This is a genomic window from Bradyrhizobium ivorense, assembly GCF_900696085.1.
Taxonomy (GTDB): Bacteria; Pseudomonadota; Alphaproteobacteria; order Rhizobiales; family Xanthobacteraceae; genus Bradyrhizobium; species Bradyrhizobium ivorense.
Genome location: NZ_CAADFC020000003.1, coordinates 50,137 through 70,976 on the forward strand (window position 1 = coordinate 50,137; position 20,840 = coordinate 70,976).

Annotated in this window: 21 protein-coding genes and 1 tRNA gene; 15 read left to right on the forward strand and 7 right to left on the reverse strand. The window is 64.6% G+C overall.

What is annotated here, in order from left to right; all coding sequences use genetic code 11:
• Positions 1-75: 75 nt before the first annotated feature.
• Positions 76-882: an undecaprenyl-diphosphate phosphatase gene (locus CI41S_RS00475; protein ID WP_139856960.1), complete on the forward strand. Its 807-nt coding sequence runs from the start codon at positions 76-78 to the stop codon at positions 880-882.
• Positions 883-1,132: 250 nt separating this feature from the next.
• Here CI41S_RS00475 and CI41S_RS00480 read toward each other — a convergent pair whose 3' ends face one another.
• Positions 1,133-2,101, reverse strand: a complete 969-nt coding sequence (locus tag CI41S_RS00480; protein WP_139856961.1) for a complex I NDUFA9 subunit family protein — start codon at positions 2,099-2,101, stop codon at positions 1,133-1,135.
• Between the two features lie 145 nt (positions 2,102-2,246).
• On the opposite strand from CI41S_RS00480, the gene CI41S_RS00485 reads away from it, so the two are divergent.
• A tRNA-Leu gene (locus tag CI41S_RS00485) sits at positions 2,247-2,333 on the forward strand.
• A gap of 301 nt (positions 2,334-2,634) precedes the next feature.
• A complete protein-coding gene (locus CI41S_RS00490) occupies positions 2,635-4,035 on the forward strand; it encodes an FAD-dependent oxidoreductase (RefSeq protein ID WP_172627861.1) in 1,401 nt (466 codons plus the stop codon).
• A 34-nt stretch (positions 4,036-4,069) separates the two neighbouring features.
• Here CI41S_RS00490 and CI41S_RS00495 read toward each other — a convergent pair whose 3' ends face one another.
• Entirely contained in the window at positions 4,070-5,335 is a 1,266-nt protein-coding gene (locus CI41S_RS00495; RefSeq protein ID WP_139856963.1) for an MFS transporter, read from the reverse strand.
• Between the two features lie 286 nt (positions 5,336-5,621).
• Between CI41S_RS00495 and CI41S_RS00500 the strand changes: the two genes are divergently transcribed.
• From CI41S_RS00500 to ptsN, 8 genes are all read left to right on the forward strand, one after another.
• Complete coding sequence (locus CI41S_RS00500; protein ID WP_139856964.1) at positions 5,622-6,236, forward strand: ribonuclease D; 615 nt, start codon at positions 5,622-5,624, stop codon at positions 6,234-6,236.
• 183 nt (positions 6,237-6,419) lie between these two features.
• The gene (gene lptC / locus CI41S_RS00505) at positions 6,420-7,148 is read left to right on the forward strand and encodes an LPS export ABC transporter periplasmic protein LptC (RefSeq protein ID WP_139479416.1); all 729 of its coding nucleotides are present in this window, start codon (positions 6,420-6,422) and stop codon (positions 7,146-7,148) included.
• A gap of 8 nt (positions 7,149-7,156) precedes the next feature.
• Positions 7,157-7,858, forward strand: a complete 702-nt coding sequence (locus tag CI41S_RS00510; RefSeq protein ID WP_244622034.1) for an LptA/OstA family protein — start codon at positions 7,157-7,159, stop codon at positions 7,856-7,858.
• A 30-nt stretch (positions 7,859-7,888) separates the two neighbouring features.
• Positions 7,889-8,602, forward strand: a complete 714-nt coding sequence (locus CI41S_RS00515) for an LptA/OstA family protein (protein ID WP_244622033.1) — start codon at positions 7,889-7,891, stop codon at positions 8,600-8,602.
• Positions 8,603-8,850: 248 nt separating this feature from the next.
• On the forward strand, positions 8,851-9,837 hold the full coding sequence (gene lptB / locus CI41S_RS00520; protein ID WP_139856965.1) for an LPS export ABC transporter ATP-binding protein: 987 nt from the start codon (positions 8,851-8,853) through the stop codon (positions 9,835-9,837).
• Between the two features lie 91 nt (positions 9,838-9,928).
• Entirely contained in the window at positions 9,929-11,581 is a 1,653-nt protein-coding gene (gene rpoN / locus CI41S_RS00525) for an RNA polymerase factor sigma-54 (RefSeq protein WP_139479412.1), read from the forward strand.
• 187 nt (positions 11,582-11,768) lie between these two features.
• Positions 11,769-12,368, forward strand: coding sequence for a ribosome hibernation-promoting factor, HPF/YfiA family (hpf, locus tag CI41S_RS00530; RefSeq protein WP_139479411.1), 600 nt, complete (start codon positions 11,769-11,771; stop codon positions 12,366-12,368).
• A 233-nt stretch (positions 12,369-12,601) separates the two neighbouring features.
• On the forward strand, positions 12,602-13,063 hold the full coding sequence (ptsN, locus tag CI41S_RS00535) for a PTS IIA-like nitrogen regulatory protein PtsN (protein ID WP_139479410.1): 462 nt from the start codon (positions 12,602-12,604) through the stop codon (positions 13,061-13,063).
• Positions 13,064-13,264: 201 nt separating this feature from the next.
• Here the strand turns inward: ptsN and CI41S_RS00540 are convergent, their stop codons facing one another.
• Positions 13,265-13,870, reverse strand: coding sequence for a TetR/AcrR family transcriptional regulator (locus CI41S_RS00540; protein WP_244626366.1), 606 nt, complete (start codon positions 13,868-13,870; stop codon positions 13,265-13,267).
• Between the two features lie 373 nt (positions 13,871-14,243).
• On the opposite strand from CI41S_RS00540, the gene CI41S_RS00545 reads away from it, so the two are divergent.
• The 3 genes from CI41S_RS00545 (at position 14,244) to CI41S_RS00555 (ending at position 17,874) form a co-directional block, all read left to right on the forward strand.
• Positions 14,244-15,047: an SDR family NAD(P)-dependent oxidoreductase gene (locus CI41S_RS00545; RefSeq protein WP_139479408.1), complete on the forward strand. Its 804-nt coding sequence runs from the start codon at positions 14,244-14,246 to the stop codon at positions 15,045-15,047.
• Positions 15,048-15,084: 37 nt separating this feature from the next.
• Positions 15,085-16,215 carry a DUF5938 domain-containing protein gene (locus CI41S_RS00550; RefSeq protein WP_139856967.1) on the forward strand — a complete coding sequence of 377 codons (1,131 nt, stop codon included), beginning with the start codon at positions 15,085-15,087 and terminating at the stop codon, positions 16,213-16,215.
• Between the two features lie 129 nt (positions 16,216-16,344).
• Complete coding sequence (locus tag CI41S_RS00555; protein ID WP_139856968.1) at positions 16,345-17,874, forward strand: AMP-binding protein; 1,530 nt, start codon at positions 16,345-16,347, stop codon at positions 17,872-17,874.
• Between the two features lie 30 nt (positions 17,875-17,904).
• Here CI41S_RS00555 and CI41S_RS00560 read toward each other — a convergent pair whose 3' ends face one another.
• Positions 17,905-18,576 carry a hypothetical protein gene (locus CI41S_RS00560; protein ID WP_139856969.1) on the reverse strand — a complete coding sequence of 224 codons (672 nt, stop codon included), beginning with the start codon at positions 18,574-18,576 and terminating at the stop codon, positions 17,905-17,907.
• A gap of 22 nt (positions 18,577-18,598) precedes the next feature.
• Positions 18,599-19,156 (reverse strand): cytochrome P460 family protein, encoded by a 558-nt coding sequence (locus CI41S_RS00565; RefSeq protein ID WP_139857015.1) that lies wholly within the window; start codon positions 19,154-19,156, stop codon positions 18,599-18,601.
• Positions 19,157-19,457: 301 nt separating this feature from the next.
• On the opposite strand from CI41S_RS00565, the gene CI41S_RS00570 reads away from it, so the two are divergent.
• Positions 19,458-19,796: a DUF6665 family protein gene (locus CI41S_RS00570; protein ID WP_139856970.1), complete on the forward strand. Its 339-nt coding sequence runs from the start codon at positions 19,458-19,460 to the stop codon at positions 19,794-19,796.
• Between the two features lie 201 nt (positions 19,797-19,997).
• On the opposite strand, the gene CI41S_RS00575 is transcribed toward CI41S_RS00570, so the two are convergent.
• Positions 19,998-20,270 carry a BQ00720 family protein gene (locus tag CI41S_RS00575; RefSeq protein ID WP_139479402.1) on the reverse strand — a complete coding sequence of 91 codons (273 nt, stop codon included), beginning with the start codon at positions 20,268-20,270 and terminating at the stop codon, positions 19,998-20,000.
• Between the two features lie 50 nt (positions 20,271-20,320).
• Entirely contained in the window at positions 20,321-20,746 is a 426-nt protein-coding gene (locus CI41S_RS00580; protein WP_139479436.1) for an Hsp20 family protein, read from the reverse strand.
• Positions 20,747-20,840 lie beyond the last annotated feature (94 nt).

The window sequence follows — 20,840 nt, forward strand, 5'->3', positions numbered from 1 at the left end:
CGTTTTTTTGCGATTGCAGCAAATGGCTGGATAGTCCAGAACGACCGCGGTTTTCCACAAGGGGCAGGCCAGATCATGATGACGGATATGCTGCGAGCGGTGATCCTCGGCATTGTCGAGGGCGTCACCGAGTTCCTGCCGGTTTCTTCGACGGGCCACCTGCTGCTTGCGGAACGCTTCTTCAATCTCGGCGAAGGCGATTTCTGGAAAAGCTTTGCGATCCTGATTCAGCTCGGCGCGATCCTCGCGATCCTTGCGCTCTATTTCGTCAAATTGTGGCGCGTGGCGCTCGGCATGTTCACCAACCCGGACGACCGCCGCTTCGTGATCGGCGTGCTGGTGGCGTTCCTGCCGGCGGTCGTGATCGGCCTGATCGCCGGCAAATACATCAAGGAATTCTTGTTCAATCCGTGGGTGGTGTGCTTCACGCTGATCGTCGGCGGCGCCATCCTGCTGTGGGTCGATCAGCTCGACCTGAAGGTCTATGAGGACGACGCGACGCGGTTTCCGCTCTTGATGTATTTCTGGATCGGCGTCGCGCAGTGTCTGGCGATGATCCCCGGCGTGTCGCGCTCCGGCGCCAGCATCGTGGCGGCGATGCTGCTCGGCGCCGACAAGCGCTCGGCGGCGGAGTTCTCGTTCTTCCTCGCGATCCCGACCATGGTCGGCGCGTTCGCCTATGATTTCTACAAGAACCGCGGCGACTTCACGACCGACAATCTCAGCGTCATCGCGGTCGGATTCGTGGTTTCGTTCATCACCGCGATGATCGTGGTGCGGGCATTCCTCAACTTCGTCACCCGCCGCGGCTTTACGTTCTTCGCCTGGTGGCGCGTGATCGTCGGCACGCTCGGCCTGATCGCGCTGGCGATGGGACGGTAAGCGCCACGGACGCCGCTTCACCTCGCCCCGCCTGCGGGGAGAGGTCGAAACTCAAGCGCGGCTTGAGTTTCGGGTGAGGGGGACTCACCGCGAACTCTCGTGCATCCAATCTGCGGAGTCGGCCCCCCACCCATAGCCGATGCTTCGCATCGGCGTTCTTATGAAGAAGGGAGGACGGCGGCCGTAGGCCGCCTACGCCTCTCCCCGCAAGGGCGGGGCGAGGGAGCAGAGTCCCGTTGTGGCGAGCACGCTACGCGCTCTTCTTCTGGAACTGGCCCGAGGCGCGGTAGCGCCAGAGATATTGCGGGGCCACGGCTTCCATCGAATCGGGCGTGATGCCGAGCCCGGCATAGGTGAGGCCGGCCGCGGTCGCGGCCTCCGACACCACATTGTCGGCGCGCAGCATCTCGACCTGGTCCGGAGTCAGCTTGAACGCGCCGGGCGCGAATTGCAGGAAGTACGACTGGAACTTGGCGAGGCCGAACGGCAGCGGCACCAGCATGCGGTCGCGCTGGGTGATCTGCTGGATGATCTCCATCACCTCGCGCATGGTCAGCACTTCCGGTCCGCCGAGTTCATAGGTGGCGCCCGCCTTGGTCTTGCCGTCCACGGCATCGGCCACCACCCGCGCGACGTCGGCGACATAGGTGGGCTGCAGCCTGTTGACCCCGCCGCCGACCAGCGGCAGCACCGGCGAGAATCGCGCCAGCGCCGCAAAGCGGTTGGTGAACTGGTCCTCGGGCCCGAACAGCAGCGACGGCCGGATGATGGTGGCCGAGGGCAGGGCCGCATGCACGGCCGCCTCGCCGCCGGCCTTGGCGCGGTAGTAGCCGGAGGTCGAATCCTTGTCGGCGCCGATCGCCGAAACATGCACCATTTGGGCGCCCGCGGCCGCCGCCGCCTTGGCGACCGCCTCGGCGCCCTTCACCTGCACCGCCTCAAAAGTCTGCCCGCGGCCTTCGGCCAGAATGCCCACCAGATTGATGGCGACCTGCGAATCACGCATCGCCGCCTCGACCGAGGCCGGGTAGCGTACATTGGCCTGGACGGCATGGATCTGCCCGACCCGGCCGAGCGGCTGCAGATGGCCGGCCAGTTCCGGCCGCCGCACCGCGACGCGGATGCGGTAATCCCGCTTGCACAGCGCCCGGACCACATTCCGCCCCAGAAAACCCGATCCGCCGAAGACCGTGACTGTGGTGTCCAGGTTCGATGCCATAGGGTAATTCCTGCCGGATTCGAGAGTTATTAACGGGAGTTAGGCACCTGCCGATACGCCATCGGCTTTATCCTGTACAGGGTATTTGATTTTCCAATCGCGAATTTGACAAGCGCGTCACCGATCCTTACAGAGCGCCCCACGTGCCCAGGTGGCGGAATTGGTAGACGCGCTGGCTTCAGGTGCCAGTGGCTTCACGGCCGTGAAGGTTCGAGTCCTTTCCTGGGCACCACTCCTTATTTCAAGCGATTGAAATCGCTGACCATCCGTAGGGCGGGTGAGGCGAAGCCGTAACCCGCCGCGGGTTGGGCGAGCCACCGAGCTTGGCAGGGACGCGGCACGCTTCGGCCGATCACCACCTGCCGTCACCAGTGACGCCTGTGAGCTGTGAACCTCCGGTTCCCCGCACCGACCTATGTCTTGAGCCATTCCGGTCCGCCCAGAGGGTAATGCGCAGCCGGAACGAAGGCGGAGCCAGCCACGACGATTTCACCCTTCCGCGTTCGCCAAGCTTGAACAACCAGGAGGAAGCGATGAGCAGGGTCCTGATTTGCGGTGGCGGCGTGATCGGGTTGTGTGCGGCGGCCATGCTTGGTCGCGACGGCCACGACGTCACGGTCCTGGAGGCCGACCACGCAGATCGACCTGCCGCCTCGGTCGAGGGATGGGACTCTTGGGAGCGCCCAGGAGTTGCCCAATTCAGGCAACCCCACAATCTCAGTTCGCGATTCCGGATGATCAGCGATCAGGAGCTGCCGGGATTGACCGATGTCCTGCTCGGGGCCGGCTGTGTCTGGGTAAACTTTCTCGACAGCCTGCCTCCCACCATCACAGACCGGGCACCACGCCCGACCGACGAGGCGATACGTTTCGTCACCGGTCGCAGGCCGATCATTGAATGGGCCGTCGCGACGATGGCGCAAGCCGCGCCCAATGTGACCATCCGTCGGGGGACCAAGGTTCGTGAATTGATCACGGGCGCGTCGGCCGTCTCCGGGGTGCCGCACGTTTCAGGCGTACGCACGACGTCCGGCGAGGAGATTCGTGGCGATCTGGTCATCGACGCTATGGGGCGGCGAAGCCAGGCCTGCGAATGGATCGTCAATGCGGGAGGCCGCGGCCCGATCGAGGAGGCGGAGGACAGCAACTTCGTCTACTTCACGCGCTATTTTTCGGGGCGGCAGCGGCCCCGCAGGATAGGACGCGCGCTCACGCCGATGGGCCTGTTCTCGATCCTGACGCTGGATGGGGACAACGACACATGGTCGGTCACGCTGTACACCTCGTCGAAAAACAAGGCGATGCGGGCCTTGCGCGATCCGGCCACATTCCATCGCGTCGTCTCGGCATGCTCACGCCAGGCCCACTGGCTCGATGGAGAGCCGATCACGCCCGTCCTCCTGCTGGCGGGCGTTCTCGACCGTTATCGGCGGCTCATGGTCGACGGCCAGCCTGTCATCACGGGTTTTGCTGTGGTGGGTGATGCGTGGGCATGCACCAATCCGTCCGCGGGACGCGGCTTGAGCGTCGGCCTGCTGCACGCCCAGGTGCTCCGTGACGTTGCGCGCCGGCACATCAACGATCCGCTCGCCTTCGCGCAGGAATACGATGCGGAAACCGAACGCCAGGTTGCTCCATTCTATCGAAACCAGATCGCCGCCGACCGCGCGCGGGTGGCCGAGATGAACGCTCTGGAGCAGGGGCTGCCGATGCCGGCACCGAATCCGGTGATGGCCAGGTTTTTCGCGGCTGCTGCGCAAGACGCTGACGTGCTGCGTGGCGCGATCGAGATCGCAATGTGCCTTGCACTTCCACAGGAGGTCCTTGCCAGGCCGCGCGTCGCCGCAAGGCTGGCCGAACTCGACGGCCAGAGATTGCCGCCGGACCCCAACATCATCGGTCGGGATCGGATGGCCGCGCTGCTGAACGGTTGACCGATCCGAACGCTTCCGATGGCATTTTCCGCCCTCACACCATCCGCCGACCACTCCGCTTCGCCACCTGCTTCTGCACAAAGTACATCGCGGTCATCGAGATGATCGACGTCGTCACGACGACGTAGCCGATGCGGTCGAAATGCACGAGCGAGCCGTCGGCGGCTTCGGCGACGAGCGCGGCGGCGACCACCGAGCCGAGGCCGCCGGAGAGCTGCTGCACCGAGGCGGAGACCGCGTTGAACGCGCCGCGCTGGCTGGCGTCGGGGATCGCGGTCATCAGCGCCTGCGACGGGATCATGCGCGAGAAGATGCCGACGAACATCAGCACATTGACCACGATCGCGGTCAGCAGCGAGACGTGGCCGAGATTGGTGTAGATCAGCACCATGATGATCGACACCACGCTGCCGAACACGAAGGTCGGATATTTGCCGAAGGCGTCGCTGGCTCGCCCGACCAGCGGCCCGATCACGATGCTGAACAGGCCGGAGACCAGATAGATCGTCGGCAGATGCACGATGTCGATGCCGAGATTGTGCACGGTGAAGGCGCTGCCGAACGGCATCAGCATGAAGCCGCCGGTGGCGAGCAGCGTCGTCACCATGAAGGCCAGCGTGTAGCGCGGCTCGCCGACGGTCGCGATCAGGTGGCGGAACGGATTGCTGTCGTGCTGCAGCTTGAGATGCGCGTCGACCGGCTGCATCACCAGCGCGATTGCGGCGATCACGGCGAGCGAGAGCGCGACGATGGCGACGAAGCAGATGTGCCAGTTCCAGTGGTTGGCCAGAAACAGCCCGGCCGGAACGCCGAGCACCTGGCTCGCGGCGAACGCGGTCTGCACAAAGCCCATCACGCGGCCGCGCAGATGCAGCGGGAACAGGTCGGCGACGATGGCGAGCACCACCGAGCCGATTACGCCGGCGAACAGTCCGGTGACGATCCGCCCCGCCAGCAGCACATGGAAATCCTGCGCCAGCGCGCACAGCGCGGTGCCGAAGGTGAAGCCGACATAGAAAAACAGCAGCAGCCGCTTGCGGTCGAAGCGATCGGCAAAGCCGGCGGCAAGGATGCCCGAGATGCCGGCGGCGAAGGCGTAGGCGGACACCGCGACGCCGAACTGCCCGGCCGTGATGTTGAGCGCCGGCATCAGGATGGCGCCGAGCGGCGACATGATGATGAAGTCGAGGATCAGCGTGAACTGCGTCAGTGCCAGCAGCGCAATGAGGAATGATTGATAGCGCGAGAAGCCGCGTTCCTGCGGCTCCTCGATCGGCGCGGCGATGGTCTGGTCCGTCATGCGACTCATTTCGTGGTATGCGGGGTGCCGGGCTCAGATAGGGTGGACGGGAGGCGATTGCACCGCTGTCGGGGCGCAAAAATACGGGCTGTGGCCGATCGGCACCGGGTTGTGCTGATGTTCCTGCTCGCCCTGGACCGCCGTTTCGGGATATGAGCAAAACCGCGGCGAAAGCCGCGGTTCAGGCGCCCGAAGGCTGCCTATCCGCTCGCTTCCCTGACATTTGGGGGCTAGTGTCCCCCTCGAATCGACCCAACAATCGACCAAGACCCGAGGCACCTGTTACATGACTATCCGCTTGCACCATGGCGATCTGCCCGATCTGTCCCGCTATACCGAATCGGTCGCGATCGACACCGAGACCATGGGGCTCAATCCGCATCGCGACCGGCTCTGTGTGGTGCAGATGTCGAGCGGCGACGGCACCGCCGATGTGATCCAGATTCCGAAGGGCCACACCGATTCGCCGAATCTGAAGGCGCTGCTCGCCAACCCCGCGATCACCAAGATCTTCCATTTCGCGCGGTTCGATGTCGCGGTGCTCTACAACACCTTCGGCGTGATGCCGCAGCCGGTCTATTGCACCAAGATCGCCTCGCGGCTGTCCCGCACCTATACCGACCGCCACGGCCTCAAGGACCTGGTACGTGAGGTCCTGAACATCGAGCTGTCGAAGCAGCAGCAGTCGAGCGACTGGGGCGCGCCCGGTCTCAACGACGCCCAGCTCGCCTATGCCGCCTCCGACGTGCTGCATCTGCATGCGCTGCGCGACAGGCTCGACGTCATGCTGGCGCGCGAGGGGCGGACCGACCTGGCAAAAGCCTGTTTCGAATTCCTACCCACCCGCGCCCGGCTCGATCTCGACGGCTGGGAGGAAGAGGACATTTTCGCCCATTCATGATGGATGGCGATTTCCGTCACCGGCGGCCGGTTCCGCCCCGTTTCGGACAAACTGTTGACGCGAGGTCGGTTTTGAAGCCCGTCTTGGGGGCGCGACGCGAGGTCCAGCTGCATATTCGGATCGCTAAAGGTACAATGGGCAGCAATTTCGCGCCCTTAGAGCTGCGGTGAAATCGGAGCTGCGGTGAGTTCGGTTCAGAATCCAGCCTATGTCGCGGGCCTCGAGGCGCGCTTTGCCGCCGCCGCGCGGCATAGCCGCATGGTGCGGATCCTGCGCGTCGCGGTGCCTGCGGCGGTGGGGCTGGCGATGGGGACGATCATCTTCATCTCGGTCTACAACCCGTTTCACGACGTGATCCCCAAGCTGCCGCTCGAGATGGACAACCTCGTGGTGTCCGGCACCAAGATCACGATGGAATCGCCGCATCTCTCCGGCTTCTCCAACGACGGCCGGCCCTACGAGATGTGGGCCAAGGCCGCGATCCAGGACGTCACCGACCCTGACCATGTCGAGCTGAAGACGATCCGCGCCAAGGTGGCGATGGAGGATCAGACCACTGTCGTCATGGATGCGCGCACCGGCTTCTTCGACAACAAGAAGCAGCTGCTCGACCTGCGTCAGGACATCTTCCTGCAATCGTCGACCGGCTATGAGGCGAAGATGACCCAGGCCTTCGTCGACATCAACAAGGGCAACGTCTCGTCGGACGAGCATGTCGACGTCAAGCTGCTCGACGGCACGCTGACCGCGGACAAGCTCAGGATCTTCAACAGCGGCGAGCTGGTGCGGTTCGAGGGCAATGTGGTGATGAATCTGGACAAGCTCGGCGACAGTCCGCCGGCCGAGCCCGCACCGCCACCGCAGCCAGCGCCGCCGCAGCAAAAGGCGCGCAAATCCGCCAACCCGAAATGATTTCGATCATGCATTTTTTTCCGCGCGGCACAGCCACTGCCGCCTTCCTGTTCGCGCTGTTCGCCGCCGGCTCTGCCTCCGCGCAGGGCAAGATGAGCGGCGTCCCCAACGCCATGCAGGGCTTCACCCAAAACCGCGACCAGCCGATCCAGATCGAGGCCGCGACGCTCGAGATGCGTGACCAGAAGAAGGAGGCGACCTTCGCCGGCAATGTGAAGGTCGTGCAGGGCGACACCACGATGACCTCGAAGACGCTCGACGTGTTCTACGAGGACAGCAAATCCCAGGCGCCGGCCAAGCCGGCGAAGGGAGCGAAGGGCGCTGCTCCCATGCCGTCGGCGAAGCCCGGCCCCGGCGGCGCCTCCTCGATCAAGCGGCTCGAGGCGAAGGGCAACGTCGTCGTCACCCAGAAGGATCAGGTCGTCACCGGCGAGACCGCGATCTTCGACACCAAGAACAACCTGATCACCATGCTCGGCGGCGCTGGCGTCCAGGTGGTGCTGACCCAATGCCAGAACGTGCTGCGCGGCGACCGTCTGCTGGTCGACATGACGACCGGCGTCTCACGCGTCGAGGCCGATAACGGCAAGGTGCAGGGCCTGTTCATCCACACCGACAAGGATCAAGGCGGCGGTTGCGGAACGCCCGCGGCCCCGGGCGCAAGCCCGGCGCTTCCATCGCTCGTTCCGGTTCCGGGCAAGCCGAAGTAGAGGCGGCGTAACATGGCCAGAGGACCGACAATGACGGCGCTCCTGTCGCGGGTCTTCGCGATGGCGGCCATCGTTGTCGCGCCGATCGTCCTCGATGAGGCCTTTGGCCAGGGCGCGGGCTCAACGCCCAACGCCATGCAAGGCTTTGTGCAAAATCGCGACCAGCCGGTCCGGATCGAGGCCGCCATTCTCGAAATGCGCGACAAGAAGAAGGAGGCCACCTTCTCCGGCAATGTGAAGGTGGTGCAAGGCGACACCACCATGACCTCGAAGGTCCTGGTGGTGTTCTACGAGGACAAGGCCGCGCAGCCGTCCACACCCGCCGACACCAAGGGTGCCAAGGGAGACAAGAGCGCAAAGGCAGCGCCGACCCAATCGGCCACGCCCGCTCCTCCGCCCGGCCCCGGCGGCAGTTCGTCGATCAAGCGGCTGGAGGCGAAGGGCAGTGTCGTCGTCACCCAGAAGGATCAGACCGTCACCGGCGAGACCGCGATCTTCGACGCCAAGGCCAATCTGATCACCGTGCTCGGCGGCGGCGGCGTCCAGGTGGTGCTGACCCAGTGCAGCAATGTGCTGCGCGGCGACCGTCTGCGGGTCGACATGACCACCGGCGTCTCCCGCGTGGACTCCGAGACCGGCACCGGCAAGGTGACGGCGACCACGGGCGGTGGGGGACAGGATTGCGGCACGCCGGCCGGCGCGGCCCCCTCGGCGCCGTTGGCGGCCTCCGGAAAGGCAAAGTAACGCTCAATAAATCAATATGTTAGACAATAACCCGCGAGCCCGAGGTTGAAGCGCGCGGGGTGAGACTGTATCTACTGCAGCGGCCCGGGCGGACCCGAGGGGATTGTGATGTTGGCCGGGCCAGGGGCATCCACTCATTTCAAGGCGCGTCGCCGCGCTTTGCGTCATTGTTCGAGCATGATCTCTTGCGCAAACGCGCTTCATGCTTGTGTCGCGGGATCACCGTAAGAGGCTGAAGCGAAGCGGGGATGGTGGATTTACTCGGCATGTTCCGGCGGCGCCCTGCGAAACGCAGTCCCGGCTTTGCGCGCTCGCACGACGACATCACCGCGCTCGGCGATTCCTTCGGCGATATGCTGACGAGCCCGGTGCGCGATGCGCCGCCGATGGCGCGTGCCGCCCCGGTCCCCGGCGTCGAGCTGCAGCGGTCTGCGCCGGCGGCCTCGGCGCCCGCGCCGGCGCGTCCCAGAGCCGCCCAGAAGGCCGCGGCCGCCCCGCAGCTGATCAAGCGGCCGGGCTATCTGGCTGTGCATAGCGTGGAAAAGAGTTTTGGCAGCCGCCAGGTGGTGCGCGGCGTCAGCATCTATGTGCGCCGGGGCGAAGCCGTCGGCCTGCTCGGGCCGAACGGCGCCGGCAAGACCACCGTGTTCTACATGATCACCGGCCTGATCAAGGCCGACCGCGGCGCGATCGAGCTCGACGGCCATGACGTCACCAAGCTGCCGATGTATCAGCGCGCCCGCCTCGGCATCGGCTATCTGCCGCAGGAAGCCTCGATCTTCCGCGGCCTGTCCGTCGAGCAGAATATTCGCGCGGTGCTCGAGGTGGTCGAACCCTCGAAGAAGAAGCGCGAGCACGAGCTCGATTCGCTGCTCGACGAGTTCAACATCACACGGCTGCGCAAGAGCCCGTCGATCGCGCTGTCCGGCGGCGAGCGCCGCCGCGTCGAGATCGCCCGCGCGCTCGCAACCCGCCCGAATTACATGCTGCTCGACGAGCCGTTCGCCGGCATCGACCCGATCGCAGTCGGCGACATCCAGGATCTGGTGCGCCACCTGACCAACCGCGGCATCGGCGTCTTGATCACCGACCACAACGTCCGCGAAACGCTCGGCCTGACCGACCGCGCCTACATCGTCTATGCCGGAGAGATCTTGACTGAGGGCAGTCCGGAAGAGATCGTTAGCGATCCGGATGTACGCCGGCTTTACCTTGGCGAGGAATTCCGCCTCTAGCCCAAATTTCTCATTCGTCAAGACGTGTACATCGTCTTCGGACTAAGATAAGCAAGAATCGAGCCAACTTTCCGGGATCGATCTTGCCTCCATGGCACTGACGCAAAGACTAGAGTTCCGCCAGTCGCAGTCGCTGGTCATGACGCCGCAGCTCATGCAGGCGATCAAGCTGCTGCAGCTGTCGAACCTCGATTTGTCGGCCTTTGTCGAAGAGGAGCTCGAGCGCAACCCGCTGCTGGAGCGGGGCGCCGACGGGCCCGAGCCGCCGGTGGCGGGCGAGCCGGCCCTGGAGCGGCCGGACTACGGCGATTCCGACGATTCCGGCAGCTACGGGGACGGTGACGGCCCGTCCGACCTTTCAGCCGGTTCCGGCGGCGAGGGCTTCGAGCCCAGCCAGGAGGAGTGGCTGAACCGCGACCTCGGCAGCCGCGCCGAGATCGAGCAGACGCTGGATACCCGCCTCGACAACGTCTTCACCGAGGAGCCGGCGGAAGCGGCGGCGCGCGCCGCCCAGGACGCGCCGCCCTCGGTCTATACCGAATGGGGCGGCGGCGCCTCCAGCGACGACGAATACAATCTGGAAGCCTTCGTCGCGGCCGAGCTCACCTTGGCCGACCACCTCGCCGAGCAGCTCGCGGTGGCGTTCTCGGCGCCGGCGCAGCGTATGATCGGGCAGTATCTGATCGACCTGGTTGATGACGCCGGCTATCTGCCGCCCGATCTCGGCCAGGCCGCCGAGCGGCTCGGCGCCTCGCAGGCGGCGGTCGACGAGGTCGTCGCGGTGCTGCAGAAGTTCGATCCGCCCGGCGTCTGCGCGCGTAACCTGAGCGAGTGCCTGGCGATCCAGCTGCGCGAGCTCGATCGCTACGATCCGGCGATGCAGGCCCTCGTCGAGCATCTCGATCTCCTTGCCAAGCGCGACATCGCCTCACTGCGCAAGCTCTGCGGTGTCGACGACGAAGACATCACCGACATGATCGCGGAGATCCGCAGGCTCGATCCGAAGCCGGGCCTGAAGTTCGGCACCGCGCGGACGCAGACCATGGTGCCCGACGTCTATGTGCGGCCGGGTCCGGACGGTGGCTGGCATGTCGAGCTCAACAGCGACACTCTGCCGCGCGTCCTGGTGAACCAGACCTATTACGCTGAGCTGTCGAAGACGATCCGCAAGGACGGCGACAAGTCGTATTTCAGCGACTGCCTGCAGAACGCGACCTGGCTGGTGCGCGCACTCGACCAGCGCGCGCGCACCATCCTGAAGGTCGCAACCGAGATCGTCCGCCAGCAGGACGGCTTCTTCACGCATGGCGTGGCGCACCTACGGCCGCTCAATCTGAAGGCAGTGGCGGACGCGATCCAGATGCATGAATCCACGGTGTCGCGCGTCACCGCCAACAAATACATGGCGACCAATCGCGGCAGTTTTGAATTGAAGTATTTTTTCACCGCATCGATCGCGTCCGCCGACGGCGGCGAGGCGCATTCGGCGGAAGCGGTGCGTCATCACATCAAGCAGTTGATCGACGGCGAAGCGCCGTCGGCGATCCTGTCCGACGACACCATCGTGGAACGTTTGCGCGCCTCCGGCATTGACATCGCTCGCCGCACCGTCGCGAAGTACCGCGAGGCGATGCGAATACCTTCCTCGGTGCAGCGCCGCCGTGACAAACAGAGCATGCTCGGTAATGCCCTTTCGGCCCCTGCCTCCTCGTCCGACCGGTCGCGCGATACAGCCCCCGTTTAGGTTACTTTTCGAGAATGCCGGCGCCGGACGGCCGTCCGGTTCAGGCTATCGTTGCGTTCGCCGCAAATCGGAATAGTCTCAATCTCCCCCGTTGCGACGTGATCCAGAAGAGGAGGTCACCGAGACGCCAGAAACCATCATGCTCCAGCAAGAGAGTGATCGCGGCATCCAGCAATCGAGGCATCAAATGACCCTTCGAATCTCGGGAAAGAGCATCAGCATCGGCGAGGCGCTTCGGGCGCGCGTCAGCGAGCGCACCGACGAGGTCCTGCGAAAGTATTTTGATGGCAACTATTCCGGTCACATCACGCTGAGCAAGGACGGCTTCGGCTTTCGGACCGATTGCGCGCTGCATCTGGATTCCGGCATCACGCTGGAAGCCGACTCCAACGCCACCGACGCCTATGCCAGCGCGGACGCCGCGCTGCTGATGATCGAAAAGCGGCTGCGCCGCTACAAGAGCCGGCTGAAGGACCGCTCGGCCCGCAAGGCCTACGCCGCCAGCGCCGCACTCGCCGAGCTCAACGGCGGCGGGCTCGACGCGCCGAGCTATGTCATCGAGGCGCCCGAGAACGAGGACGAGGTCACCGAATACGCACCCGTGATCATTGCCGAGGCAACCACCGCGCTGAAGCGGCTGTCAGTCAGCGAGGCGGTCATGGAGCTGGATCTGAGCGGCGCGTCCTGCCTGGTGTTCCAGCATGGCGGGAGCGGTCGGGTGAACATCATTTACCGCCGGACGGACGGCAATGTCGGCTGGGTCGACCCCCCGTCGGTGACCCCCTGAGGATATATGGCAGATGGCATTGACGCCGGAAGCAAGCCCTGCTTATGGTCCGCCGCCCCAGCAAAAGGGGGGCGGAACCGGGGTTTCGCCGGTGTTGGCACCGCCGATGCGTTGGGGTAGAAGCCCTGCCAACCGGACCCGGGCCACGCCCGCATCCCACCACATCTTCTTGACGACGCCGGCGTAAAGCCTATTTCGCAACCTGACGGTCTCATTCACCTCGGAACGTCCCAATGCCGATTACCGATTTGGTCGCACCCGAGGCGATTCTCCCCGCTTTGAAAGTCATCAGCAAGAAGCAGGCGCTGCAGGAACTTGCCGCGCGCGCGTCTGCCCTGACCGGCCAGAACGAGCGCGCCGTCTTCGAGGTGCTGCTGCAGCGCGAGAAGCTGGGCACCACCGCGGTCGGCTACGGCGTCGCGATTCCGCACGGCAAGCTGCCCAAGCTGGAAAAGCTGTTCGGCCTGTTCGCCCGGCTCGAGCGCCCGATCGATTTCGAGGCGATGGACGGCCAGCCCGTCGACCTGATCTTCCTGCTGCTGGCGCCCGAAGGCGCCGGCGCCGACCACCTCAAGGCCTTGGCGCGCATCGCCCGCCTGCTGCGCGACCAGGACGTCGCCAAGAAGCTGCGCGCCTCCCGCGACGCGCAGGCGATCTACTCGGTGCTCGCACTGCCGCCGGCCAGCGCGGCGTAGCCGTTCGCGTAGGCGAACCGTTCTTCGTACGTCTGTCGTCAAAGCGTTGCCGCGTTGTTGCGCAACGCGGGCGGCATCATTTCAGCAATTGCCGTAGCCCGGATGGAGCGCAGCGCAATCCGGGAAATCTCGCAGCGGGCGCGAATCCCGGATTTCGCTTCGCTTCATCCGGACTACGAAGCTACATGCGCTGCAAGCAGCTCAGCAAATCGTCGGCAACAACCGCCGCACTTCAGCGAGCAGGTCCGGCACGGCCGTCTCGTCATTCGCGAGGTGCCGGAGCAGCGCGCTCTGGAACAGGCCGTCGAGTAGTGCGTAAAGCGCGGCCGGAGATGACGCCGGCCGCTTGCCGCCGAGTTCGGCGTAGCGTGAGGCGATGCGCCAGATCATCGCCTCCAGGCTCTTGTCGATCTCGAGCACGTCCTTGCGAAACGCCGGCTCGAACATCGCCTGCGCGCGCAGATCGTACCAGAGCCGATGCATGCGGGCTTCGTTCTGCAGCGTTTCGGCGAGCTTGCCGAGGAAGCCTTCAGTCAGTTCGTCGCGGCTTTGCGCTGACGTCACCACCTCGTCATAACGCGTCACGCATTTCGCCTTGTAGTGGCGGACGCAGCAGCAAATCAGGTCGAGCTTGTCGCTGAAGTAGTAGTGAAACACGCCATGCGTGAACGCGGAGTTCTGCGCGATCTCGCGCAGGCTGGTGCGCGCGAAGCCGAGCTCGCCAAGCGTCTCCAGCGCGGCCTCCGCGAGCTCGATCCGCCGCGCGTTGAACTTTTCGTCGCGCGGCGCCTCGGCCGCTACCACCACGCGTCGGGCCGCTCCTGTCGCTTGCCGCGCCATTCCGTGCCTTTCCGTCTCTTCCCCTTGGCGACTTATAGCGCGCCAAGCGCGCCGCGCTCCATCCCCTCACAACCATCATCTTTGACACTTGTCAAATTTGCCTTGACAAGTGTCAAGTTCCTGGACGAGGGTTGGCCAAATAATTTTGGACAGTCGTCAAGATGGCTGACCTAATTTGCAATAGGGAAGGAGATGCCTCGCCGGAGCGCCACCACTGCGCTCCGCCGATGCCGGCCGTGACCACGATGCGCCCCCGGCGCGCGGTCCGCCCGGCCCGTGCTGCTCATCGCCAGCGCCAAGCAAACATCAGCGCAAACATCAGCAAAGGGAGGACTACGTCATGAGTGCGAAGAGCCTTGAGGGCAGGAAGGCCCTGGTCACCGGCGGCGCCCGGGGGATTGGCGCGGCGATTGCGCAGGCACTGGCGCGCTCCGGCGCGGCGGTCATGATCGGCGACATTCTCGACGGCGTCGGCAGGGACACTGCCGGTGAGATCGCCAAGGCCGGGGTGAAGACCGGCTTCGTCAAGCTCGACGTCACCGACGATGCGCAGTGGGAGCGTGCGGTTGCCGCCACTGTCGAAACGCTCGGCGGCTACGACATCCTGATCAACAACGCCGGCATCGAGATCACCTCGCTGGTCAGCGAGATCAAGGCCGAGGACGCGCGCCGGATGTGCGACGTCAACATCGTCGGCACCGTGCTCGGCATGAAGCACGCATTCCGCGCGATGCGGCCGGGCGGGCCGGCGGGCAAGGGCGGCGCCGTCGTCAACATCGCCTCGGTTGCGGCGACCATCGCATTCCCGAGCATCGCGGTCTATTCGGGCACCAAATCCGCGGTCGATCGCATGACGCGCGTTGCGGCGATGGAAGCCGGCAAGCTCGGCTTCGGTGTCCGCGTCAACTGCATCTATCCCGGCCTGATCCCGACCGACATGGGCCTGCAGCTCGCCAATGACATCGTCAGCATCGGGCTCGCGGCCGACGTCAACGCGGCGGTCGGCTCGGTGGTCGAGCAGACGCCGCTCGGCCGCCTCGCCGAGGTCAGCGATATCGCCGACGCCGCCGTGTTCCTGTGCTCGAACGATGCGCGCTTCATCACCGGCATCGGCCTGCCGGTCGACGGCGGCATGGGCATGTGAGCGGCAGACCAGACAACAAACATCTCGGAGGATCGCAATGAGCGAGAAGAAGCCCGTCATCGTCTATGGCGCTTCCGGCTACACCGGCCGGCTGGTCTGCGAATATCTACGCGAGTACAACATCCCCTTCATCGCCGCCGGCCGAAGCGCCGAGAAGCTCAACGCCGCGATGAAGTCGAACGTGGCCGGCATCGAGACCGCCGACTACGAGGTGGTGGAGGTGCCGCACACGGTCGCCGCGTTGACCGAATTGTTCAACGGCGCCTCGGTGGTGCTCAACACCGTGGGCCCGTTCGCCAAGTTCGGTGGCGAGGTGGTGCAGGCCTGTTGGGCTTCCAGATGCCACTACACCGACACCACCGGCGAGCAGGACTGGCTGATCACGCTCGATCAGGAGTGGGGCGCGAAGTTCGCCAATGCCGGCCTGCTGCTGGCGCCGGGCATCGCGCAGATGTACACCACCGGCGAGATCGCCGCGCAGCTCTGCCTGGAGACGCCCGGCCTCGACACGCTTGATATCGCCGTGTTCTGGGGCGGCAGCCCGACCATCGCCTCGACGCAGACCATCCTGGTCAACGCCGCGATGGCCAAGGCCTATTACCTGGAGCAGAACAAGTACGTCGAGCATCAGCCCGACGCCGGCCTCTACAACCTCGCCATCCCCGGCCAGCACGAGCTGGCGCTGGCACTGCCCTGGGGCGGCACCTCGCACCCGGTGTGGTTCAAGCGCGATCCGCGCGTCGCCAATGTGAAGGTGCTGGGCGGCGTCTTCAACCGCGCGCTGATGCTGGGCGTGCCGCAGATCGTCGCCGCCGCGCTGGAGGCGACCAAGGACATGAATCCCGACGACCGCTACGCCGCGTTGGCGCAGACCGCGGCCGGCGTGATGAACACCATGCCGCCGCGTGAGAACCCGCGCGTCAACAAGTCGATGGATTCGGTGTATGCCTCCGGCCCGTTGAGGCGCGCGCACTGCGTCATCTACGGCAACAGCAATTACAAGCAGACCGCCATGCTGCAGGCCTATGCCGCGGCGCACCTGCTGCAGCAGCCGCCGAAGCGCGTCGGCTTCGCCTCCGGCTGTCAGGCTTTCGGCCATCACGAGCTGCTCGGGCAATTGCGCAGCTTTGGCCTGGTTGGCAAGCCGGTCCTGACCGTGCACGACTGAGTTTGGGCTGCCAAGGACTTCGTTTGAGGCGTTTTCGTCACGCGATCCGGTTGTCTATTTCGCTCGAAAACGCTTCGCTGCGGGTGACGCGCTAGCCCCCGTCACCCGCAGTCTATTTCGGGACCGACCATGCGTTTCATCGACTATCTCGACAAGGGCGCCTCGCTCGGCGCCGATGCACCGTGCCTCACCATGGACGGCCGCGACCTCAGCTATGGCGAGGTGCAGCGGCTGAGCTACCGGATCGCGCGCGGCCTGGAGCGATCGGGCATCGCGCCCGGCGAAAAGGTCGCGATCTTGTCCGGCAACGATCCGCTCGCCTTCGCCTGCGTGTTCGGCATCTCGCGCGCGGCCGCCGTGTGGTGCCCGATCAATCCGCGCAACGAGGCCGCCGAGAACAAGTTCATCCTCGACGCGTTCGATTGCAGCCTGCTGCTGTTTCATTCCAGCTTTGCGCCGATGGTCGAGGCGGTCAGGCAGGATCTGCCCAAGCTGCGCGCGCTGGTCTGTCTCGATGCCGAGCTGCCGTTCGCACCGTCGTTCGACCGCTGGCTCGCCGGCCTCGCCGATGATCTCTATCAGCGCGAGCCGGTCGACGATCTCGCGATGATCCCGGGCACCGGCGGCACCACCGGCAAGCCGAAGGGCGTGATGCTGTCGGGCCGCAACATCGAGACGATGACCGCGTTGACCCTGATGGGCTACCCGTTCAAGGGCCGCCCGGTCTATCTGGCGCTGGCGCCGCTGACCCATGCCGCAGGCGTGCTGTGCTTTCCGATCATGACGCTGGGCGGCCGCATCGTGATCATGCACCACCCCGACATCGGCGAGTTCCTCGACCTGATCGCGCGCTATCGCGTCACCCACACCTTCCTGCCGCCGACCGTGATCTACATGCTGCTCGATCATCCAAAGCTCGACGCGGCCGAACTCAGCTCGCTGCAATGCTTCTGGTATGGGGCGGCGCCGATCTCGGCGGCCCGGCTCGCGGAAGCGCTGCGGCGGATCGGGCCGATGGCGCAGCTGTTCGGCCAGACCGAGGCGCCGATGATGATCTCGATGATGGCGCCCGCCGAGCACTACAATCCGGACGGCTCGATCGCGATGGCGCGACTCGCCTCCGCCGGGCGGATCAGCCCGCTGGTGCAGGCCGGCATTATGGATGGCGACGGCAGGCTGCTGCCCGCGGGATCGCGCGGCGAAATCGTGGTGCGCGGTTCGCTGGTGATGCAGGGCTATTACAAGAATCCGCAAGCGTCCGCCGAGGCATCGGCGCATGGCTGGCACCATACCGGCGACATCGGCTACATCGACGAGGACGGATTCCTCTACATCGTCGATCGCGCCAAGGACATGATCATCACCGGCGGCTTCAACGTCTACTCGATCGAGGTCGAGAACGCGCTGCGCGCGCACGAGGCGGTGCAGGATTGCGCGGTGATCGGGCTGCCTGACGACAAATGGGGCGAGCGCATCGTCGCCGTGGTGCAGCCGCGCGCCGGCCAGGCGATCGACGCCGCGGCCCTGGCCGCCTTCGTCAAGCAGCAGATCGGCAGCATCAAGACGCCGAAGCAGATCGAGATCTGGGATGATCTGCCACGCTCCAAGGTCGGCAAGGTGCTGAAGCCGGACATTCGCGCGCGGTTGGCCGGGTGCTAGCGATTGATGTCCGAACGCCATGAATTCAGGCTATGGCCCCTGCTTTTTCCTTCGTCGTTTGATGCTTGGCCGGAGCGCGCTCAACGGTCGGTCGGCGGATGGCGGTGCAGCCTGCGGATCGGGCGTGTAATCATTGAAATCGGCGAGGCAGATATCATCTCCGGCATCGCTTCTGTGCATCAATAGCCCGTTCAGGGTGAACACCAGCCGTCCGTCTTGATCGCGACCCGACCATTCGGAGCCTTCAACCTCTTTGGATGAGGCGTGGTGAGGTACATCGCCAAGGGTGATGGAGATCCCGGCGCCGGGATGATCGGGGTGGGCGGTCCTGCACCCTCTGATGATGGCACTGCGGTTGTCCGTGAAACGGCCGCCTCCTCCATACGTCGTCCCCTGAGGCCACAGCCCGATCGCGGTGAGCCAGGGATTGCGGCTGATTGCGGTCCAGGCATCCGTGTAGTCTGTGCGCACACGATTGGCTTGATGCACGAAATAGAGCAGCAGCTCGCCATCCGGCGACAAGTCGCATTTCTCGGGATAGATGCGCCCCTTAAACCAGGCTCCGCTATGAAAGGTGTCATCCCGGGTGTTCCAGCGAATGACGTGATACCACCTGGCCGGACCGCGCCTGAAGATCACGGCTTCATGCGCGCTCCTGGCGAATATGACGAACAGTCTGGGCGGGATCGGCGATCGGCGCATTTTGCCTATCGGCTTTTGCAGCTCACCGCTTTCCGTATTCGGTGAAGACGTAGTCGCGGTTCTGCACCACCGTGTGGCACGCGTAGCCGCACTTTGCGTCGTTGTCCTGCGGCGGGTTGTCTGTTGTATTGGCGGGCCTGAACACATCCGACGCCGCGTCATACTCGAACGCACCGTATCCCCATCCGCCGCTGTCTGCGAACCGCTTGCTGTCCTTCACCATGAAGTCGACGTCGTGCTGGGCGCCCGGGACTGTCGGCTGACCGGGATAAGCTTCCTGCTTCTTGGGGATCCAATGGATCTTCGCCATCTTGGCGCCGTCCGGGAACGGCTTGCCGTTGCCGGGTGTGCCCTCCCGATAGGCGGCGATCATCGCCGGATTCCCCAGGATCACGGCAATGACGCCTTCGTTCTCGCTGATTGCGATCACCGGCCAGTCCTCGTATCCCCTGAACTCGGAGAATGCGAGCCCGTTCGGCACGCTCAGACTGTATTTGTCTTGCGCAGAAATCGCGACACCCGTCGCCAGGACGGCGATCGACACTGAAGCAATGAGATTGATCAGGATGCTTTTCTTCATCGTCGCATCTCCTTCATTCAAATTGGCGCGGATAATTTTCTGCTTGGAAATTCCCTGTCGAATTATCGGAAGGCTCGGCACCGCCCGGACCGATGGTCGCGGCAACTGATTACAGCATGGAAATTTGACCCGCGAAACGGCGCCGTCGTCATGGCCACGGCCCAAAGCAATGGCAAAGCAGCGCCAAAATTGGGCGGGCTGATCCTTGGACTCCGAGACGGGAGCACCTATTGACAGTCGTGCTATCAAGCCAGAAGACAGGCAGGCGCGCTGCCGGCGCGTGCAACCCACGGAATAGCCGATGTCCCGTGATTTTCGCTTCGATCGCGTTCCCGTCGACGTTCTCGCCTATGAGCTCGCCGAAGAGCGCGCTACCGCGCTCGGGCGCATGGGGCGCGCATTGGAACAGGCGCTTGCCAAACTTCGCGAGTTCGACGCCGCCAACCCCCGCGCGGAGGCATCGGCGCAGCAGGCGCGACGCATGCTGGTGCGCCAAGCCGGCCATGCGCTGTGGATGTTCGTGGTGCAGCGGGAGGCGTGCGGGCTGCGCAACAACCGCTTGCTGATGCGTGATTACAACGTTCCCGGCGAGGTGCAGCAATGCATGGCGCCGCTGCTCACATCGACTAAAGCGCGATGAGATTGGGTTGAATCATCATCGCGCTTCAGCTCTTTGTTTGAGCATGATCTCCGCGCAAACGCGTTCCGCGTTTGTCGCGAGGGAAAGCCGCTTCACACTTTTCCGGATCATGCTTTAGGTCACCATAAAAACGCGCGGGCCGCCTCGGTGATCGAGGCATGCCCGCGCGCCTGAACTCGCGGATCTCAGATCAGCCGTGCGTCAGTGGACGCTGACGGCCTGCAGCTCGTTGCTCCAGGCGTTCGCGATCGCGGCCTCGCGGCTGTCGGTCAGCATGATCGGCGTGCCGTCGGCGGCGTGGAGAGCGAACAGCTTGAGGCCCGGCGAAAGCTGGGGTGCCTCGGGAAACAATCCCGGCACGTCCTCGGAACGGACCTGCTTCACATAAGCGATATGGCCCTCGCCCAGGTGCGCCAGCGCCTCCGGCGTGACGCTGTCGGATGACTCGATGGTGGTGGTACTCAGTTCAGTCATGGTCTCGACTCCTCAGTCAGATAAGCGGTCGAGTCCGCTCCAGGTTTCTATTATTCGTGCTCATTGATAGCGATTGTCTTAATGACCCGTTCAGGTTCCGGCCTGGCCAGGTCGATCGACAACAGCCCGTTCTTCAGGTCCGCGCCCAGCACCTGCATCCCCTCCGCCAGCACGAAGGTGCGCTGGAAGTGGCGCGCGGCGATGCCGCGATGGATGTATTGCCGGGCCTTGTCGTCCTGCTGGCGGCCGCGGATGACGAGCTGATTTTCCTCAATAGTCACATCGAGTTGGTCACGGGTAAAACCCGCCACCGCCAGCGTGATGCGCAGCCGCTCGGGCTGCCCATTGCTGCGGTCGAACCGCTCGATGTTGTAGGGAGGATAGCCGTCGGCACCCTTCACGACGCGGTCGAGCGCACGCTCGATTTCGTCGAATCCCAGAAGGAACGGACTGGACAACGATGGAACACGAGACATTACAAAGTCCTCTCGAAGCGACTTTGGCGCGCGCGACCAGCAAAAGTGGGAACCGGTTTTGCGTCCGGTCGCGCGCCAAATTTGAATCTGGCGC

Excerpts from the sequence above, each read along its gene's own strand:
- CI41S_RS00475 (WP_139856960.1), top strand. The coding sequence starts at position 76 with ATGATGACGGATATGCTGCGAGCGGTGATCCTCGGCATTGTCGAGGGC.
- CI41S_RS00480 (WP_139856961.1), bottom strand. The coding sequence starts at position 2,101 with ATGGCATCGAACCTGGACACCACAGTCACGGTCTTCGGCGGATCGGGT.
- CI41S_RS00490 (WP_172627861.1), top strand. The coding sequence starts at position 2,635 with ATGAGCAGGGTCCTGATTTGCGGTGGCGGCGTGATCGGGTTGTGTGCG.
- CI41S_RS00495 (WP_139856963.1), bottom strand. The coding sequence starts at position 5,335 with ATGACGGACCAGACCATCGCCGCGCCGATCGAGGAGCCGCAGGAACGC.
- CI41S_RS00500 (WP_139856964.1), top strand. The coding sequence starts at position 5,622 with ATGACTATCCGCTTGCACCATGGCGATCTGCCCGATCTGTCCCGCTAT.
- CI41S_RS00510 (WP_244622034.1), top strand. The coding sequence starts at position 7,157 with ATGCATTTTTTTCCGCGCGGCACAGCCACTGCCGCCTTCCTGTTCGCG.
- CI41S_RS00515 (WP_244622033.1), top strand. The coding sequence starts at position 7,889 with ATGACGGCGCTCCTGTCGCGGGTCTTCGCGATGGCGGCCATCGTTGTC.
- lptB (WP_139856965.1), top strand. The coding sequence starts at position 8,851 with ATGGTGGATTTACTCGGCATGTTCCGGCGGCGCCCTGCGAAACGCAGT.
- rpoN (WP_139479412.1), top strand. The coding sequence starts at position 9,929 with ATGGCACTGACGCAAAGACTAGAGTTCCGCCAGTCGCAGTCGCTGGTC.
- hpf (WP_139479411.1), top strand. The coding sequence starts at position 11,769 with ATGACCCTTCGAATCTCGGGAAAGAGCATCAGCATCGGCGAGGCGCTT.
- ptsN (WP_139479410.1), top strand. The coding sequence starts at position 12,602 with ATGCCGATTACCGATTTGGTCGCACCCGAGGCGATTCTCCCCGCTTTG.
- CI41S_RS00545 (WP_139479408.1), top strand. The coding sequence starts at position 14,244 with ATGAGTGCGAAGAGCCTTGAGGGCAGGAAGGCCCTGGTCACCGGCGGC.
- CI41S_RS00550 (WP_139856967.1), top strand. The coding sequence starts at position 15,085 with ATGAGCGAGAAGAAGCCCGTCATCGTCTATGGCGCTTCCGGCTACACC.
- CI41S_RS00555 (WP_139856968.1), top strand. The coding sequence starts at position 16,345 with ATGCGTTTCATCGACTATCTCGACAAGGGCGCCTCGCTCGGCGCCGAT.
- CI41S_RS00560 (WP_139856969.1), bottom strand. The coding sequence starts at position 18,576 with ATGCGCCGATCGCCGATCCCGCCCAGACTGTTCGTCATATTCGCCAGG.
- CI41S_RS00565 (WP_139857015.1), bottom strand. The coding sequence starts at position 19,156 with ATGAAGAAAAGCATCCTGATCAATCTCATTGCTTCAGTGTCGATCGCC.
- CI41S_RS00570 (WP_139856970.1), top strand. The coding sequence starts at position 19,458 with ATGTCCCGTGATTTTCGCTTCGATCGCGTTCCCGTCGACGTTCTCGCC.
- CI41S_RS00575 (WP_139479402.1), bottom strand. The coding sequence starts at position 20,270 with ATGACTGAACTGAGTACCACCACCATCGAGTCATCCGACAGCGTCACG.
- CI41S_RS00580 (WP_139479436.1), bottom strand. The coding sequence starts at position 20,746 with ATGTCTCGTGTTCCATCGTTGTCCAGTCCGTTCCTTCTGGGATTCGAC.